Origin of the sequence: Gluconobacter japonicus, assembly GCF_002723975.1 — a bacterium.
Lineage (GTDB): Bacteria > Pseudomonadota > Alphaproteobacteria > Acetobacterales > Acetobacteraceae > Gluconobacter > Gluconobacter japonicus.
The window spans coordinates 1-16,436 of sequence record NZ_BEWO01000018.1 but is presented as its reverse complement, the minus strand read 5'-3'; the positions used below and the strand labels follow the sequence as shown (position 1 = coordinate 16,436).

Sequence of the window (16,436 nt, the reverse complement as noted above, 5' to 3'; positions counted from 1 at the left end):
GGGTCAGAAGAGAAACAGCGACAGCCACAGGCCGTCCGACCGCCACAATGGTCCGGCCGCACGCGGCCCGCGCCCTGAGGGCGCGCCATTGTCCCGGCCAGCCGTCTGCGCCCGCAGGAAAGCATCCAGAAAATGAAAAAGGATGTTCTCCGTGGCTACTCCCGTCATAACAGTCTTCACGCTCACCGGCCCACAGGACCGCCTACGCCAGATCGCCAGAGCGCGCGCCTACCGGACCTGCGCACCCGAACACATGAAGTGGGAGGATGAAACAACACTCGTGATGACCCTCGAAAGCGGGATCGGGACCTCATTTCTCGGTCATGGGCTGGGGTTGTCTGACGAGTATCCAGACGTCAGCATCCGGGGGATGGAGTATTTCGACTGCTTTGATGATCCGGCCTTTGCCAAATGGCAGGGCGGTCAGCTTGTCTATGAAGCGGATCTCATCACAGTCTTCGGAATCCTGTTTCCGACAGACGCCACAAAAGACTGGCCGGGATGTAGCGCCAGCTTCTGGCACAGGTCTCCGCCTCTCGCGACTGCCATAGCCGAGAACTGTCCTGACTTCGATCTGATGCCTTTGCGCCGACTGGCAGGGCCGGTGCCGGGATGGGTTGAGACAACGGACGGCTTCGCCACACTCTTTCTCCGCCCGCCCTCGACACCCGACGCGCAGGATGGCCTCGGGGTGATCCTCTATCCGGAGATCGGCAGGAGCACCCTGGTGACAGGGATCGACCGCTTCGGTGGCGTCGCCCGGTTTCGGCGTCAGTCCTATGGACAGATCAGCGCCTCGTGCCCGGAGCTGCGGGCCGTCCTGCGGGACCGCTGGAACGTCAGCGAGAAGAAAAGGAGGAAAGCGCGCCAGGAGCGGAAGGTGCTGAGGAGGAGATTGAAGAAAGCAGAGGAGGAGAGAGGGGATAGTGTGTTTTCTTTCGTCGAGACTGACCCGTGGGTAATATGAAGGGGAGGCGAAAAGAGGATCGGGGCGGCCCTGACGGGTTCGTTCGCTCTACTGCGCTAGGCTCCTTCGTCGCCAAGCTCCGCCTAGCCCCGACGTCCAGCCGCCCTCAGTCGGGCGTCTGGCCCTCGGGTCTGGCCCTTTCGGGTACGGCTTACCCGCATCCTTTTCCATGAACGGGCGGTCCTGGTCTGGGGGATCGGTTCGTGAGACGGCTCCTCAACCTCCCCGGCCAGTCCTTCGGACCGTCCGGGGAGGCACGTTCCATGAAGGCGGCCTCGCATCCAGCGTTCAGTCTGACAGTCGTCGTGCCAGTCCGTAAAGCCACTGCACATCCCTCGGCTTCAGGTGTCAGGCCCGCATCTGCTGCAGGGCCGCACGCGACCCCGCATCAGACGCAAACCAGTCCCCTTGCTCAGGACGCTCCGGGCTTGACGGCCTGTCCCGTCGCCCGTCTTGGCCGGTGGCAGGATGGGCTCAGGAAAACGCCACCTCCATTCCTCTTTCGTCGCCATCAGTGTGCTCGCCGCACGGGCAGAATGGGTCTAGGAAAACATCAAATATCCCTTCAGTATTCAACAAGTAAAAATCCTTCTCCTTCGGCTTTATTTCTTCGAAAGTGGCGGTTTTCTGCCAATTTTTCGTTGACTGCGAGCAAGTAAATACCTAGTATTTATTCATGGACGGAGGCAATAACGCCGAATAGTCTAGTTGATACGTTCCCTATTTCTTGGAGGCTCTCATGGCTGGTTCCGTTAACAAAGTCATTCTCGTTGGCAATCTTGGTAAAGACCCCGAAGTGCGCAATATGCAGTCAGGGTCCAAGGTCGTAAGTTTTACACTCGCCACGTCTGATACCTGGAACGACCGACAGAGCGGGGAGCGTCGTGAGCGCACCGAATGGCACCGTGTCGTCATCTTCAATGAGCGGGCTGGTGACGTGGCGGAACGCTTTCTCCGCAAAGGCCGCAAGGTCTATCTCGAAGGCGAACTCCGCACCCGCAAATGGACCGATCAGGGCGGTCAGGAGCACTACACCACAGAGGTTGTCATTGACCGTTTCAGGGGTGAGCTGGTGCTGATCGACAGCAACCGCGCAAGCGAAGGAGGCGGCTGGGGCCAATCGGATGAGGAAGTGGACGATCAGGCGCCATTCTAAGCCACGGAGTCCATCGCACGGTCCTGCCAAAGGACCGTCCCCCGTTTACGCTCCTTACAGGAACCGGCGCTATGACCACCGAAGAGACTTTTCCATGATGCTGCCGACGCTGCCTCCCAGACCTCCCACTTCAACGCAGCATACAACCGAACGCGTGAAGCTTTTCGCAAGCGGCTGCCAGAGTCTTGCGTTGGCAATCCTCGGGGCGGGGATCGTGGCTCCGCTCTTCACAGGAGTGGCCGTCCCTATGTGGCAGCGTCTGGCAGCCGCGCTCGCCGCTGCCGCTTTTGAAATTGCCGCGTGGACGCTTCTGGGCTATATTCCGAACACTGAGGTCACGCCAACGGAGACCGAACATGATGAATGAGTTCTTCCCAAACCTGCTGATGATGCTCGCCGCGTTTGCTGGGGGCTGCGCTCTTTTCGGCTGGATTGCGAGCCGGTTGCTACCCGCTTCGACCCCGAGGCAGAAGCGGCACAGTCCTTCCTGATACCGAAAGACAGGCGGCCTCCGGGCCGCTTTTTTTGTCCGCTCACCCGGTTTAGTCAGGCGGACGCGCCTCGTCGGCGCGAGCTTTGATGCCCCCAATGCTCGCCCCCCACAGGGGGGCTGCGCCAGGACAGAGAAAAAGACTAGACTGGCCCCATGTCACGACAAACAGTCATTCGCATCGGTGCGCTGATCATTCAGGTCGCCATTCTACTCCTGATCTGGCAGGGCTTTCTGCATCCAATTCGGGGAGGCCTGCTGGTGCTTGCCGTGGGTGGGGGTGTGTTCTTCCTGACGCGGGACTCTTCCGGCACAAATCAGGGCCATAAGTAGAAAAAGCAAAGGAAGGGTCGGGGCGGGCCGTCCGGGTAACGGTTCACCCGTGTTCTTTTCCCTGAACGGACGGTCCTGGTCTGGCACGTTCGACCGTGAGACGGCTCCTCGTCCCTCCCGAACGGTCCTGAAGGACCGCCCGGGAGGGCCGTTCCACGACAGCGTCCTCGCATCCAGCGTTCAGTCTGACAGTCGCCGTGCCAGTCCGTAAAGCCACTGCGCGACCCTCGGCGGCAGGTGTCAGGCCCGCGTCTGCTGCAGGGCCGCACGCGACCCCGCATCAGCCGCAGGCCTGACACCCTTGCTCAGGACGCTCCGGGCTTGACGGCCTGTCCCGTCGCCCGTCTTGGCCGGTGGCAGGATGGGCTCAGGAAAACGCCACTGTCGTTCCACTCTCGTCGCCGTCAATGTGCTCGCCGCACGGGCAGGATGGGTCTAGGAAAACGACAGGTATTCATGAAGTAATCAAGTAATCTTTTTACTTGTCACGCGAAAATAAAACGCGTTTTATGGCGGTTTTCTGCGCTTTTTCTCTTGTCATGAAAGGCTGAAAAGGCTATCTTTTACTTGTCGAGAGGGATTGGCCCTCAAGACAAAGCGCCCCGAACGGTGTCTCACCACCGAACGGGACTTCGCTAGACTAGAAAGGTACATTTCATGTCCGACGCATCCAACACAATGTCCCAGAACGCTTCTCAGGGCAACTACTCCCCCGCGGCTGTTCGCCGCTTCAGTGAAGCACAACGCCGCACCAAGGCTCTTGCCTCTCCGGGTCTGGCCGACATTCTCCGTCTCGTTCCGTCTGAAGACCAGATGGCAAAAATCGTGCTGGCGTTCGGTGTCGAAGCCGGTGACGTTGACGAGCTGACCGGGGCAGGGTCCAACATGGTGCGCGAGCAATACGAGCTGATGTTTCCCATCCTCGTGACCTATATCCGGGGCGAGCAGAATTTCAACGGTCTGCGGATGCACCTTGACCGCGTGGTGGATGGTCTCATCCGGTCCGCTTATGGCGCCGCGAATTTCTATGAAAACCGCCGTATGATCGCCAAGGATGCCGCAGACAGTTACGCCAACGGCGACCGCGACGAAGACCGCATGGGCGTGGATGGGGCAGATAACCGCGTGGACGGTCTGCGCCGTATCGCTGCCGAAAACGGCGCGAAGGCTTACGCGCTCTCCTGCGTCGCTTCCGGCGCGTGTGCCGCCTATGAGGAACTCATGGGTCAGGCTTGGAAGCCTTACACCCGCGACAATGGCCGCAGCCTCTCCCGTGACGTCGCCGCCGTTCAGGCCGACGCCATGGGCTTCTAAGGCAAGCCCGCCGCGCCCACAGGGCGCGGCCTCTTCCTGTCCCTCTGCACATCGAAGAGCGACCGGCCCCGCCCGGTCGTGGAGCCTGTCCCATGTCTCACGCACTCGCCCCCTATGTCCCCGACGCCAGCGCCAAGAGCCTCCCCCTGAGACGGCTGGAGCACCTTGCGCGTGGCTTCGCCCTTGCGGACGCCCTCATGACGTTTCTGGAAAATACCCGCTTCGATTCCAGCATCGAGAAGGCCGCAGAAGAGGCGCGCGCCGCTGGTGCCACCCCTGACGAGATCCGGGCCGCGTCGAACGGCCTCGCCTGATCGGCCTCGGCCAGGTCCACACACGCAAAAGGCGGCTCCCCTGGGAGCCGCCTTTTTTGTTGTCCGGTCAGACCGCGCCAAAATGGACACAACCGCGCAAGCGCGGCTGTGAAGTATGGTGCGTCAGGGCTTCGCCCTGAAGCCGGTGCGTAAGAGCCCGCTCAGGACTTCGGCAGGATCGGCGGCGGGACGATCTGACACCACGATGCGCCCTTCGTGTCGAACGCCTGATGTTCTTCGCAATAACGGCCGACCCGCGCCGCATAGCCGTCATACGTGTAGCCAGAGGCAAAGCCGAGACCAATGAGGACCGCACCGGCCAGTGTCATCCGCACGTACGCGCGCCATCGCGCTTCCTTGTAAAACTGGCGCTCATGCGTCGGAATTTCCGTCCGCAACTGGTCGAAAACTTCCTTGCGCAGCTCCGAGGTCACGCCGGAGACGATCCGACCAAGGGTAGCCTGCAATTCGCGGTCTCGAAACAGTTCCTGCTTCTCGACATTCCGTTCCGCGACTTCCCCCAGTTTTTCGACCTGTCGACGACTTTCGATAAACTGGTCCCGCAGAGTGTTTTTTTCCTGCTTGGCCATCTCGATAATATCGCGGGCCTCTCCTCTGAAATTCTGCATTTCAGAGGCGCACGACAGAGCGAGCCGCGCAAAGGCGTCCATGGTGGCTCGGGTTGCGGAAACCCATTTCCCGAATGGAGAATACTGGTCCATCCCTTCCAGTCGGGCCGCTTCTTCCATCAGGCGGCCCGCGTCCTGCAAAGCGTGCAGGGCGGAAAGAGGCGTCTCAGCGTCACTCATGGGAGCCAGCTTTCAACCTTTTCGGCGACGATGTTGCTTTCGATCAGGTCAAACCAGCGCTTGACCTGTGCACGACGCAGAACGTCGAACGGCGTTCCGCAGGGGCGCGGCGCACTCTCCATGACCTGCTGGAAGGAGAGCCCACTCTCGATAATCGCAGGAAGAACGCTCAGCTTCGGGATCCTCAGATAGCGGACCTCGCAACCTTGCATCTGTTCGAAAAGTGGATCCTCGATGAGACGACCAAAAGCACGATCCGGGTCGTGTCCAGCTGGGACCGTCCAGTCGTTGAATACCAGCAGGGCTCTTTTGGGGCGGAAAAGTTCGCTTTCCCAAAGGCGTTTGATGTAGTCGAGATCTCCGGGCTGGGGGCCGCACATGAACAGTCCGGTGACGTCTAGACCAATACTCTCCGCCAGAGAGATGACTCCTTCCTCTTTTGCCCAGAGTTCAAGTGTTCGATCGCCACCACCGACATCGACCAGAAGCGATTTCTTCTGCTCGGCCGCAGTTCCGAACGCCTCGGAAAACCACTCTCTCAGGACCCCTGCATCCTCGTTCTTGGGACGTGTGAGACCAAAACGCTCATAGACAGATTTGAACGCCGAGAGCCCGGGATTGCGAGCGTCGCCATCTGCAAGCAGAGGTGAGCGCCCTTGCATGATGGCGCGTTCCGCAAGCGCCGCCTCGGCCGTAGATCCGCCGAGATTTCCGCGACCTGCTTTGACCGCGGCAACAGGCGTGCGGGGTGATTTGGAGGGGGTAGGCTTTTCACTCATGACAGGTCCTTACTTTCAATGCCATCTCCGGCTCAGAGAGGAGAGACCTTCAGTATGCGGACACCGTTTGTGAGTGCGGACAGGTGGCTAGTATAGAGTCTTCATCAGATCACGCGCACGCATCAGCAACCCTCTAAGGATCAGTGATCGATCTTCATGAGGGATAGCCTCCACCATCGGAATGCAGGCTTTTGCCCAGTCTCGATCTCTTTCAAAAAACGAGCGTCGTGGCAGTCCCGGTAGCGCCTCATAGTCGATGCGACCATCGGGCTGACGCCCCGTCGCATCGAGAGGCATGAGGGCATCGAGCGGCAGATATTCCGGCATTCCATCAGGCCGAGGGCCGACATAAGGCGGCGGGAGTGGCTTGTCCCTGTCCGCACCATAACGGGGAGCCTGCTTGAGCATCGTCACATGGTTCGCGATCTGGCCGATTTTGACCCGGGGGCGGGTGGCGGTTTCTAAAGGTGCAGGCTCGGACTGGGTGGCCTCGACGGGGGCCTCTGACTGAACGCCACCCCCGTTGGACTCCGCCATGGTTCTGCGCTGTGCCTCATAGCCTGCGATCCGCTCACGACGCTCCCTGTTGCGACGCTCCTCGTTATCGGCTTCAGCCATGAGGGCAAAGATCTCTTCATCAGAGGGGCCAGACCGCGCTTTGTCTGTCGGCGCGACAGTTCTGCGAGCCGCTTGATCACGAGAAGGACCGTCCGCCTCTGCCACTGCACGGTCCTTCCGGGCAGCCAATGTCTTGCCTGCCCGATACCACGTCATTTTGGCACATCGTACAGTCGGTGCCTGCCCATCAGCATTGGTTAGCCCAACGTCTTTGAACCATGCGCACAGGGCCTGCCAGTTCAAACGACGCCCGTTCCATGCCCGCAGTAGCTCTTCGCGGTTCGCTTCCATCCACACGCGCAGCGACATCGCTCCAGACACGTTTTCAAGCGCGCCAATGGCCCCGCTGATCCCGATACCTGTCGCTGCCATGTGGTGCCTCCCGTGGCCGTTGTGCGGCTGCTGCGCATCTCTCAGGGGCACCCTAACACGACTACCAAATGACTACAATCGACTACGTAAGAGCTACGCGCCGACTACCAACGACTACAAGAAAGCTACAGAGTTTTTCTTTTTCCATACACAAATGCAAACTTTCAGTTTGCGCTTCGCGCCACCCTGCGGGTGTTGCAGCCAGTGGGGGAGGAGCGGACCGAGGCCGAAGGCATCTCGGCGCGTTCTGCCCTGCCAAATATGTTGTTTTGCACTACGAAATTGCGCTACTTTAACGACGTTCTGAATGTATGGAGTGTGTCATGGCATCCCCCCTATCGATCCGTCTGGACGAGAGGTTGCGCACTGACCTGGAGCAGGAAGCAACGGCGCGCGGTATCCCTCTGAGCCAGCTCATTCGTGATTTGCTGGAGACAGGGGCAAAGAGTGCACGCCGAGACCGTATCCGCAGAGACAGCGCGCGTGTTGCCCGCTACGTCGCTGCGACGCCTTCTGCCCAAGCGCTTTTTGAAGAGGCTGGCGGAACCCATGGCGCCTGATCGGCCGGTCGCGATGGCAGCGATTTTTTCACCTGGTGACATTGTGCTAGCGGACTGGCGCGGCGATGCGCTGCCGAAGGAGCCCAACAAGCGTCGGCCGGCTGTTGTTGTCGAAGACGATCTCTTTCCGCCCGAGTGGCCAAACGTGATGCTTGTACCGTTGACCGACGATGAGAACCTCGTCATTCCGGATCTGGCGGTGCGCATCGATCCAACGGCTGATAACGGCTGCACCAAGCCCTGTTGGGCGGTCAGTGCTCTGCTCACCACCACATCCAAGCAGCGTGTCGCCGTGACAGGCAGCAAGGTGAGACCTGATCAGCTTGCTGCAATCAGACGTCAGATTGCGCTCCTGGTGGGATGCGACGGCTAGGCAAATAACATCTGGGACGACGAGGGCTCGGAGCGACAGTTTTTGCTGGCGAGCACTCACAACCATCTCGCCCAAATCCACCAGATGGTCAGCCCTCCAGATAAAGCGGAGGAAGGCGAGGGTCTGGTCGAGGTCGTCGCGCGCATGACCCAGGCCATGGAACAGCAGGGCGCTGCCCTTGAGACAATCTCGGCGCAGCTCGGTCGGCTCGAAGCTTCTACCTTCTCTGCGCCGGCTGCAAGATGATTACTTACCCGAAGATCTCCGCGGCCGGTGCCGGCAAGCTGATCGTTGCCTACTTGAGAGAGAATCAGTCCGAACTTGAGAAGGATGCCCGCTTTGAACGGGAACGGAGTGATCCGACCCGTGAAAACGGTGACAGGCTGACAACCTACTATACCGGACGTGATGGGCGCGGAATATGGTCGCCAGATATGGGCCCCCGGATCGCTGATGCTTTAGGCATTGATGTCATGAAGGTCCCGACAGACTTGGCACTGGCCAACCTGTTCGAAGCGAAGCGCGCTGACACGGGTGAGAAATGGGCCAACACAGGCCGGAAGCGTGAGCACTCAGCCATCGACTTTACAGCGTCACCCGATAAATCCGTGACGCTTGCCGCTGAATTCGCATCGACGGATGCCGAGCGGGCTCTTATCTGGAGCGCGATTCACAAGGCCAACGACAAGGCTATGGCGTTTATTGCCAAGGAGGTTGGCGTGGCGCGTAGAGGGTCAGGAAAGACAGCCACACTGTAAGAGGGGGAAGTCGCGTGGGTATCGTTCCGGCACTACACGGCACGTCCGGTCATGAAGATTCAGGACGGCGCAAAAGGCCTTACGGCGGCGGTGGAAGTGCCGGTGCCGGGGGATCCACAGGCGCATATTCACAATCTGCTTTTGAATGCCGTAGCGACAGAAAGCGGCCATTGGGTTCGCTGGACAGTGCTCGCATTACCAGTGCGACGTCTTTTATGTTCGGGGCGTATTTTCAGGCGGAACTTGCAAGGGAGCTTCGCAAGCTCGCTATCGCGGTGCACGTCGACGAGAGCGGCCGTGCAATCGCGATTGATGGTGTGCCGCGAGAAGCCTGTGAGCTTTTTTCAAAGCGGCATTCGCAGGCGGAGAAAACGGGAAAAGCCTATGCCAAACGGCAGGGCCTGGACTGGAACGATCTTTCGGCTGAGCGGAAGTTTGCAATCCTCCACAACGCAAATCTGGCTTACCGCTCAAAGAAGTACAGTGGCAGCAACGACAAGGAGTTCTGGCTTGCGCAGGCTCACGAAATTGGGTGGTATCACGATACTGTCCTGACCAATGAGAAGGTCTAGCCATTAAGGCGCGCTGAGCGCTACGAGCTGGCTTATGCGATTGCGGCGAAGAAATTGGCTGAGGAGTTTCGGACAGCTGCTGTTCTCGACCGGGACACGTTCCGGACCCATGCTGCACGGGGTCTCATTGCGGCTGGCATTGAAGGCATGCAGGACGTCGAGCGGATTGCCGATCTGATCCAGGAGCGCGGCATTGAGATCGACGGCCAACAGGTCCGCTTTCTGGAGCGCGAGCAGGACGGCCGCCTCCGGGTCGCGACAAGTGCCCAGATCGCCCTCGAAAAGGACATGGCCCGTCTTGCCGGCCTGTCTGCGCGGACGCGGGACGGTGCGCTCAGTGACGAGCAGATCGCCGCAGCCGTCGCCCGGTCGGGTCTCGACTTCACGCGCGAGCCAGCACACGGCGCTGCGCAGCTTGCGGCCATCAACGCGCTCGGGCAGGCGGGCGGTCTGGGCTTCCTGATCGGTGTCGCCGGCTCCGGTAAAACGACGCTTCTGAAGCCTCTGGTCGATGCCTGGCGCCAGGCCGATGCTCTGAAGGATGCGGGTATTTCCCAGACCTATGCGATGACGCCCCTTCTGGACGGTCTGGCGCAGGGAAAGATCGACCTCGATCGCCAGTCGGTTCTGGTCCTTGATGAAGTCAGTCAGGTCTCTCCACGTCAGCTGCTTGAGATCCTCCAGCTTCAGCAGGAAAAGGGTTTTGCCCTTCGGGTGGTGGGCGACCGGGAACAGGCCCAGGCGATTGAGGCTGGCGATGCCGTGGAACTGCTTTTGCGGGTGATGCCCAAAGAAGCCCGTCCGGAACTGTTGAGCACGATCCACCAGAAGTCCGCGCGCGGTCGGCAGATCGCCAATATGTTTCGCAGTCCTGGCCGCGATCTGAGCCAGACCGAGGACGAACAGAAGAAAGCCGATATCGCCCGCGTGCGTGAAGCCATCGACATGAAGCACAAGGACGGTACCATCCGACTTGTGGGCGGCGATCATGACCAGGTCGTCGAGCAGATCGCTGACCTGTATCTTCGACGCCGCGACATGCTGATGCAGGCCGGATCGGAGTGGGGCATCACCATGTCAGCGCCGACCAACGAAGACGTCATGGATCTCAGCCGTGCCGTCCGCGACCGGCTGCGCAAGGGTGGCGAGATCGGACAGGAGGAGATCGTCAAGGCCGCCATCGATCAGCGTGGCGTCACGTATGAGCTGCCTCTCGCTGTCGGCGACTGGGTTCGGTTGTTTGCAAAAACCAGCGTCCGGGTGGACACCCCGCCATGGGCGCCGCTGACGTGATCTGGGCTCGAATGGTGACTTCACGACCGTTAAGAGCTGGTCCGATGAGGGACTGGTTTTGCAGAATGCGAAGGGACGGGAAGGGCTCGTGCCCTGGACCCGGCTGGCCGACCCGAAGACCGGACGCGTCCGTCTTGGCTTTGGTCGCGCCATGACAGTCGATGCGGCGCAGGGTGTGACGTCCGACGAGCATATCAACGCCATGCCGCGTGGATCCTCGGCCATGACAGGTTTTACGTCCTATGTTGCCGAAAGCCGGCATGTGCATCGCTGCTGGACGGCCGTGTCGGAAGGATCTCTTCGTGAGGCCGAGACGTTTTCGCGGGCTCTGGGTGATATCCGGCCGGTGACGGTCAACGATCTGTATGACCGTCTGGCGTCGGATATGGGACGTCATCCCTACAAGTCCCTGGCCGTTGATCTGGCAAAAGCCCGTCTTGCGCACGAAGAAGCCAATACGCGATGGATCCGGCAGAACCACGTCAATGAGCGGACCCGCCAGAAAGGGCAGTCACCGGGTGGCCAGGTACGTCGTCAGGTTGAGGAAGGCCCGATCCGGGATGTCCCGCGCGCGCAGTGGGATGATGTCAGCCGCAAGCTGCGCAAGGCCGGCTATGCCGCTCAGGACGCCCTGAATGCAGCGCGGCGGGTTGAAGATCTGCAGGAGCGTCGGAGAGCGCAGTAGGCCGAAGACCGGCTGCGGCAGGCTCGCGCCGCCGCACAGGAAGAAGAGCTGCGGGAGCGCGATCGCACGCGGGTCCGTGGCACAGGACGAGGGATGTAGTGTGGAGAACCGAGGCGGCTGCGGACATCATGACGGGCGCGCATGTGAGTGCGATCCGGGCGCGTCAATCAGGGTCGTGTTCGCACTCACATTCGGATCGGTCAGACTATGGGGAGGTACTTTCTAAAGGATTCTGCACCATGCGCTTTTGCTTCTGGCTCGCCGTCTGTGTTTCGCTGGCGGCCCCCCTGGTCTCCCAAGCCTCAGCGCAGCATCTGACGCCGGAGCAGCTGGACAGACTGTCGCAGGAACGTCAGTCGGAACTCGGTTCTCGCAACTGGGGTCCGCCCCCGACAGTCACGCAGGCCCCGCAGACGCTGCACGCCACGCCGGTTCCCGTGACCTGTCGCAGTCCCGCCCACGACTTCGAGCCGCTTTTTGCCGAGCCGCGTCGTGGTGCGGTCCATGTTGGAACAGCCGCTCCGCAGATCGCGGTGACGGACACGGTCTTTCAGGGCTGGCGGCAGGTTCTGCGCTCGGGGACGACGTTTGCCTGGATCCCGGAGGCCGATGTCGTGGCCTATCGCCCGCTCGTGGACGGCGCGTCCCGGGCCTGTGTTGTCTCTGGTGAGAACGCGGCCGGGATGGTCCTGTTTACGCATCCGGCCAAGTGAATGCCTTCCCGGTTCTGACGCTACTGACCCTCGGCGTAAGCAGTCCTGCCACGGCTGCGTTCGGGGCAGTGCCTGAGCAGATCGTGCCGACCAACCCGGAGCCCGGATCACCCGTCTTTACGCGGCCATCGACCGCGACGACGACTGGCGGGACCACCGCCACATCTTCGTATCAGGGCGCCTGGGGCACGGCGGATGCCTATGGGACGATGATGGCGCAGACCTATGGGGCTGACGCGGTGGCTGCGGCGCAGGCGGGCGGGATCAATCCGGACACGCTGGCGGCGTTCGGGCAGATTGAGAGTCATTTCCAGAATGTCGGGAATACGTCCTCGAGTGCACAGGGGGTCTGGCAGGTCACGGACGGCACCTGGAACCAGTATGCCTCCAGACTTGGGCTGAGTACGGCAGACCGGTCCGATCCTGTCGCTCAGGCGAAAGTCGCGAGCGCCATCATCAGCGATTACGCGTCCGCCGTGAGTCGCTCGACAGGCGCACCCGCCACCGGGACGCAGGTGTATGGCGCCTACATGTTCGGCACCAAGGCCGGCGCGGCCATAGCAACCGAGTCAAATGCCAGTACGCCGCTCAGCCAGTATGTCTCCGCCAAAACGCTCGCGGCCAACAATATGAGCAGCTGGACGGTGGGTCAGTACCAGCAGACGGTGGCCAGCCGCATGGGCAGCGGGGCTTCGGAGGCCGTGACGAGTTGAAAAGAGCGCGCCAAAATGGACACACTAAACGCCCGTTTTTACTCAGTTTTTTCGCCGTCACAGCGCTTTCGAGGTTGTTCCAGCGTCCGAACGGAGGCACGATGCCCGGATGTCTGGAGACGTCCCTGTGGGCGGCGCCAGCGAGTCGATCCAGAGGACCCCCGATGACGTAGCGCCCACAAACCAAAAACCCCGCCTCCTCCGATTTGGCGATCGGAAGAGCCAGGGCCCCAGGCAACACATACGTTAGATGTCAAAATCGTTAACTTCATCTAGCGTCAGCTCTTTTCGAAACGCAAGCACTAAATTGCGAACGGGAGCGTTTTGTCTGGTGTCCGGCCGTGAGGTGGTCCCTTCACCCCCAGACCGGACCGATCAATGGAGCATTCTGCACAGACGCAGAGGGCGCAGGCCCCGTGCACGCGGCGCGGCCGACGCCGGATCAGTGAGGCCATGCTGGCCGCACGCGACGAACTGACCACCCCCGTCCCGGCCGAGCCCGGCAAGCGGGATATGCTGAACATGCTGAAATCCCTCCGCGGTGTCCTGCCCGTCAGCCGGGGAGCAGCCTCGACGCTGATCATCATGGTGGAGAAGACCTCTCCGGACGCCTGGACGGCGCTTGAGACGCCTTTCATCTACGCGCACAACACCACGCTCATGTCCTGGACAGGACTGTCGCGCAGCACGCTGCAGCGGCACATCCGGGAGCTGGCGGACGCGCGGCTTCTGGTGCCCCAGGACGGACGCAACGGGCAGCGCGGCCGACGGTGGCAGACGGAAGAGGGCCAAACGCAGGTTGGCTTCAATCTGGCGTCCCTGCGCTACCGCTGGCCGGATCTGCTGGCCCTGAGTGCGGAACAGCGGCGACTGCGCCAGCGCGTCTCCTTTTTGCGTGACAACATTGCCAGCCTGAACGACACGGTCCGGGCACAGGCCGAAACCCTCGGACTGGAGGCCATCCTTGAGCAGGCAGTGAGAATCATGCGCAGCCGCCTGAGGACAGTGCAGCTCGGCACCCTGGAGGGGCTGTACCGGGAGATGCTGGTCCTTTCTGCGGCTCTGGCCGGGCAGTGCCCCGAGCCTGAATCCGGCCCGGATAACGTGTCTGTGGAAAACGTAGTTTTTTCAACGTCGTATCCAACAGAAATGAGGCCCATGGGTCCTCAAAACGGGGCCCACTATACAGATACTAAAAACATTCAATCTTCTAAAAAAGTAGATCACGTAGCCGCCAATGGCGGCATTCGCATTGAACACATGCGGTGTGAAGGGCCGAGTTCCGGAACCAACCGTTCGAGCGTATATGACCGGACAGCGTTGCGCGGGTTCAAGGGCACGGCGACGTTCTATCTGGAAATCTGCAGCAGTCTGCGGGATCTTTGTTCCACCGGTCGACCGAGTGCCGAGCAGCTGATCGAGGCCGCCGAGTATCTGTCAGGGCAGGTGGGTGTAACCTGTCATGCCTGGTCGCAGGCCTGTGTCGTGCTGGGCCGGTTGCAGGCGACCGTCGCCGTGATTGTCATGGCGTCACGACTGGAGCGGGGTGCTGTCATCCGGTTCCGGGATGCCTATTTCCGCTCCCTGATCGAACGCGGGGCACGAAACACGCTGTTCCTTGATCGCAGCCTGTATGCACTGCGGGATCATCGTACCCGGGAAGTGGGGATGCTGGCCGAGGCCGGTGTGTCCCTGGCCGCCGTGAACGTGCAAACCGCAAAAGCCCGGGCGGCGTGGATCTGACATGGTGCGTGTCGAAAAGCCCACTCTTCTGCGCGTTCTGGATCGTCTCGGGGCACTGGCCACTCTGCTTCTGCCGCTGTTTTTGGTGCATTGGCGCGGCATCGCCGAGGGCTGTCTGGATGGGCTGGCCGTCGGATTTCTGCTTCGGAGCGCCCTGACCCGCGATTGGCGCTGGTATCGTCAGGGTTTCGTCTGGCCGGCCCTTGTCTGGTGGGGTTGGCTGGTTCTGTGTTCCCTGCCACGTCAGGCGCCTGTTCCGGCCGAGGCAACCGCCAGCCTCACCCAGGCACTGCTGGCCATCCGCTTTCCGGTCGCGGCGTTTGCTCTGGCCTTCTGGACGTTGCAGGATCCCCGGACCCGGACGTGGTGTCGCCGTCTGGTGATCGCCTGCGCGCTGTATCTGGGCGGGCAAATGCTGCTTCAGGCGGTCACGGGCCATAACCTGTTTGGCAATCCGGGGTTTGGTGATGGGACACTCACTGGCCCCTACGAAAAGCCGCGTGTGTCCGCGCCTTTTGCACTGTTGGGTCTTCCGGCTGCTCTGTTTGTCGGGGCGCTGTTGGGGGAACGGGTGAGAAGGTCCTGGCAGAAAGCACTCGTGACGGGGGCGACCCTGATGCCGGTTCTCGGTTTGCTGGTGCTGGCAGGCCAGCGAATGTCTCTGGCGACATTCCTTCTCGGCACAGGGGTCTGTGCCGTGGTGCTCCAGACCCTGCGGCGTCCTGCGCTCGCGCTTCTGGTTGCCAGCCCGGTTCTCATTGGACTTCTGGCGTTCGTGTCCCCGGACGCTTTCGGTCATCTGGTCACAAAGACGCACAGCCAGCTCGCCCACTTCGCCAGCTCTCCGTATGGGCAGATCTACAACCGGGCGGCCGTGATGACCGAAGCGCATCCGGTCATGGGGTTAGGGGACGATGCGTTCCGGCACTATTGTCGTTCTGAGGTGTTTCTGAAGCCGGGTCCGAGCCATCTCCAACCGGATGGAGGCGGGGTGGCTGTGTGTGTTCAGCACACCCATAATCATGTGCTCGAAGCCGCCACCAACAGTGGATTTCCGGGAGCCATTCTGTTCATCGTGATGATCGGAAGCTGGTGGCGTGTTCTGGGACGAACTGCCAGGAGGCAGGTCGTTCTTGCCGCACCGGAGATTGCCTGGCGTGTCGGTCTCTTCGGGGCCGCTGTTCTGCATGAGTGGCCTCTGTCGTCGCAGAGCGCTTTTCTGAACATGCCGCTTGGCGGAATTGCCTTTCTGCTTCTGGGGGCAGGGCTGGCAGAAGCCGTCAGAGATCTGAAGGCGGATCGCCCTGACGTCGAAGAGACTGCTCGCGGCGCTTTAACTCTTTCTCAACGGCCTCGCGAATAAACTCCGCCATGCCCCCCTGTCCGACAAGACGGACGATCCGCTCTCGCGCGGAGGAATTCAGGCGCACGGATGTGAGTTTGATATCGAGTGGTGGTCTTCCCATGAACCCTCGCTACACGGCAGGGGGGCACAGTGTCAATTTGATAATAACCGAAATCGCTTATTGACGAATAAGAGCAATCGGTTATTGCTTTTCCTAACGCAACATACTGTGTCCCCGTTTGTCAGGCGGGGACCGTGATCGACAGGTCCGTCATGACACTGAAAGCCATTTCAAAAACACTTTTCTCCAGCTCTGCCCTACTGCTTCTGGCCGCCTGCAGCAGCGGGATGCCTGCGCCTGAGCCCGTGCTGCTCAGTCAGTTCAACCAGAATACGGACCGTTTTGGCGTTGTCAGCACGGTCGGTAAGGCTGAGGGCACGATCCAGAAGAACGGTCGGTCCTGCGATATCTACAAGATTTACACGACCGGCCTGACGGCTGGCGGCCGTGCAGCCATGAAGGCGGGTT

General features: G+C 60.9%; 19 protein-coding genes and 3 pseudogenes. 18 read left to right on the top strand and 4 right to left on the bottom strand.

All coding sequences use genetic code 11. The annotated features are described in order from the left end of the window. Positions 1-3 precede the first annotated feature (3 nt). Complete coding sequence (locus GJA01_RS15285; protein WP_169925639.1) at positions 4-168, bottom strand: hypothetical protein; 165 nt, start codon at positions 166-168, stop codon at positions 4-6. On the opposite strand from GJA01_RS15285, the gene GJA01_RS11465 reads away from it, so the two are divergent. The 7 genes and pseudogenes from GJA01_RS11465 (at position 143) to GJA01_RS11445 (ending at position 4,574) form a co-directional block, all read left to right on the top strand. Continuing rightward, positions 143-967, top strand: coding sequence for a hypothetical protein (locus GJA01_RS11465; protein WP_062022208.1), 825 nt, complete (start codon positions 143-145; stop codon positions 965-967). The genes GJA01_RS15285 and GJA01_RS11465 overlap by 26 nt on opposite strands. Before the next feature lie 739 nt (positions 968-1,706). Then, a pseudogene (gene ssb, locus GJA01_RS11460) lies at positions 1,707-2,084 on the top strand (single-stranded DNA-binding protein); the annotation flags it as partial. 133 nt (positions 2,085-2,217) lie between these two features. Next, on the top strand, positions 2,218-2,490 hold the full coding sequence (locus tag GJA01_RS11455) for a hypothetical protein (protein ID WP_062022206.1): 273 nt from the start codon (positions 2,218-2,220) through the stop codon (positions 2,488-2,490). After that, entirely contained in the window at positions 2,480-2,614 is a 135-nt protein-coding gene (locus GJA01_RS15595) for a hypothetical protein (RefSeq protein ID WP_255312278.1), read from the top strand. Before GJA01_RS11455 ends, GJA01_RS15595 begins: the two co-directional genes overlap by 11 nt. Positions 2,615-2,769: 155 nt before the next feature. Further along, the gene (locus GJA01_RS15280; protein ID WP_156470268.1) at positions 2,770-2,946 is read left to right on the top strand and encodes a hypothetical protein; all 177 of its coding nucleotides are present in this window, start codon (positions 2,770-2,772) and stop codon (positions 2,944-2,946) included. A 657-nt stretch (positions 2,947-3,603) separates the two neighbouring features. Next, entirely contained in the window at positions 3,604-4,260 is a 657-nt protein-coding gene (locus GJA01_RS11450; protein ID WP_062022205.1) for a hypothetical protein, read from the top strand. Positions 4,261-4,352: 92 nt separating this feature from the next. Further along, positions 4,353-4,574 carry a hypothetical protein gene (locus tag GJA01_RS11445; protein ID WP_062015134.1) on the top strand — a complete coding sequence of 74 codons (222 nt, stop codon included), beginning with the start codon at positions 4,353-4,355 and terminating at the stop codon, positions 4,572-4,574. Positions 4,575-4,735: 161 nt separating this feature from the next. Here GJA01_RS11445 and GJA01_RS11440 read toward each other — a convergent pair whose 3' ends face one another. From GJA01_RS11440 to GJA01_RS11430, 3 genes are all read right to left on the bottom strand, one after another. Next, the gene (locus tag GJA01_RS11440) at positions 4,736-5,383 is read right to left on the bottom strand and encodes a hypothetical protein (RefSeq protein ID WP_062022204.1); all 648 of its coding nucleotides are present in this window, start codon (positions 5,381-5,383) and stop codon (positions 4,736-4,738) included. Then, positions 5,380-6,162 carry a hypothetical protein gene (locus GJA01_RS11435; protein WP_062502576.1) on the bottom strand — a complete coding sequence of 261 codons (783 nt, stop codon included), beginning with the start codon at positions 6,160-6,162 and terminating at the stop codon, positions 5,380-5,382. The genes GJA01_RS11440 and GJA01_RS11435 overlap by 4 nt, the downstream gene beginning before the upstream one ends. Before the next feature lie 87 nt (positions 6,163-6,249). Then, positions 6,250-7,152, bottom strand: a complete 903-nt coding sequence (locus tag GJA01_RS11430) for a hypothetical protein (RefSeq protein ID WP_062022198.1) — start codon at positions 7,150-7,152, stop codon at positions 6,250-6,252. Between the two features lie 323 nt (positions 7,153-7,475). Here GJA01_RS11430 and GJA01_RS11425 point away from each other — a divergent pair, with 323 nt between their 5' ends. From GJA01_RS11425 to GJA01_RS11380, 11 genes and pseudogenes are all read left to right on the top strand, one after another. Beyond that, positions 7,476-7,712: a BrnA antitoxin family protein gene (locus GJA01_RS11425; RefSeq protein ID WP_228123965.1), complete on the top strand. Its 237-nt coding sequence runs from the start codon at positions 7,476-7,478 to the stop codon at positions 7,710-7,712. Between the two features lie 43 nt (positions 7,713-7,755). Beyond that, on the top strand, positions 7,756-8,085 hold the full coding sequence (locus tag GJA01_RS11420) for a type II toxin-antitoxin system PemK/MazF family toxin (protein ID WP_231875846.1): 330 nt from the start codon (positions 7,756-7,758) through the stop codon (positions 8,083-8,085). A gap of 84 nt (positions 8,086-8,169) precedes the next feature. Beyond that, the gene (locus GJA01_RS15275; RefSeq protein WP_156470267.1) at positions 8,170-8,331 is read left to right on the top strand and encodes a hypothetical protein; all 162 of its coding nucleotides are present in this window, start codon (positions 8,170-8,172) and stop codon (positions 8,329-8,331) included. Continuing rightward, positions 8,328-9,415: pseudogene (mobF, locus tag GJA01_RS15740) on the top strand (MobF family relaxase). The gene GJA01_RS15275 and the pseudogene mobF overlap by 4 nt, the downstream one beginning before the upstream one ends. A 54-nt stretch (positions 9,416-9,469) precedes the next feature. Then, positions 9,470-10,708, top strand: coding sequence for an AAA family ATPase (locus GJA01_RS15575; RefSeq protein WP_231875844.1), 1,239 nt, complete (start codon positions 9,470-9,472; stop codon positions 10,706-10,708). An 88-nt stretch (positions 10,709-10,796) separates the two neighbouring features. Beyond that, positions 10,797-11,393 carry a hypothetical protein gene (locus GJA01_RS15570; RefSeq protein ID WP_231875843.1) on the top strand — a complete coding sequence of 199 codons (597 nt, stop codon included), beginning with the start codon at positions 10,797-10,799 and terminating at the stop codon, positions 11,391-11,393. A 239-nt stretch (positions 11,394-11,632) separates the two neighbouring features. Next, on the top strand, positions 11,633-12,106 hold the full coding sequence (locus GJA01_RS11405; protein ID WP_062022192.1) for a hypothetical protein: 474 nt from the start codon (positions 11,633-11,635) through the stop codon (positions 12,104-12,106). Further along, entirely contained in the window at positions 12,103-12,819 is a 717-nt protein-coding gene (locus GJA01_RS11400; RefSeq protein WP_062022189.1) for a transglycosylase SLT domain-containing protein, read from the top strand. The genes GJA01_RS11405 and GJA01_RS11400 overlap by 4 nt, the downstream gene beginning before the upstream one ends. Before the next feature lie 378 nt (positions 12,820-13,197). Continuing rightward, positions 13,198-14,562 (top strand): replication initiation protein RepC, encoded by a 1,365-nt coding sequence (repC, locus tag GJA01_RS11395; protein WP_062022185.1) that lies wholly within the window; start codon positions 13,198-13,200, stop codon positions 14,560-14,562. A 1-nt stretch (position 14,563) separates the two neighbouring features. Beyond that, positions 14,564-15,925, top strand: coding sequence for an O-antigen ligase family protein (locus GJA01_RS15565; protein ID WP_062022181.1), 1,362 nt, complete (start codon positions 14,564-14,566; stop codon positions 15,923-15,925). Between the two features lie 237 nt (positions 15,926-16,162). Further along, positions 16,163-16,436: pseudogene (locus GJA01_RS11380) on the top strand (hypothetical protein); the annotation flags it as partial.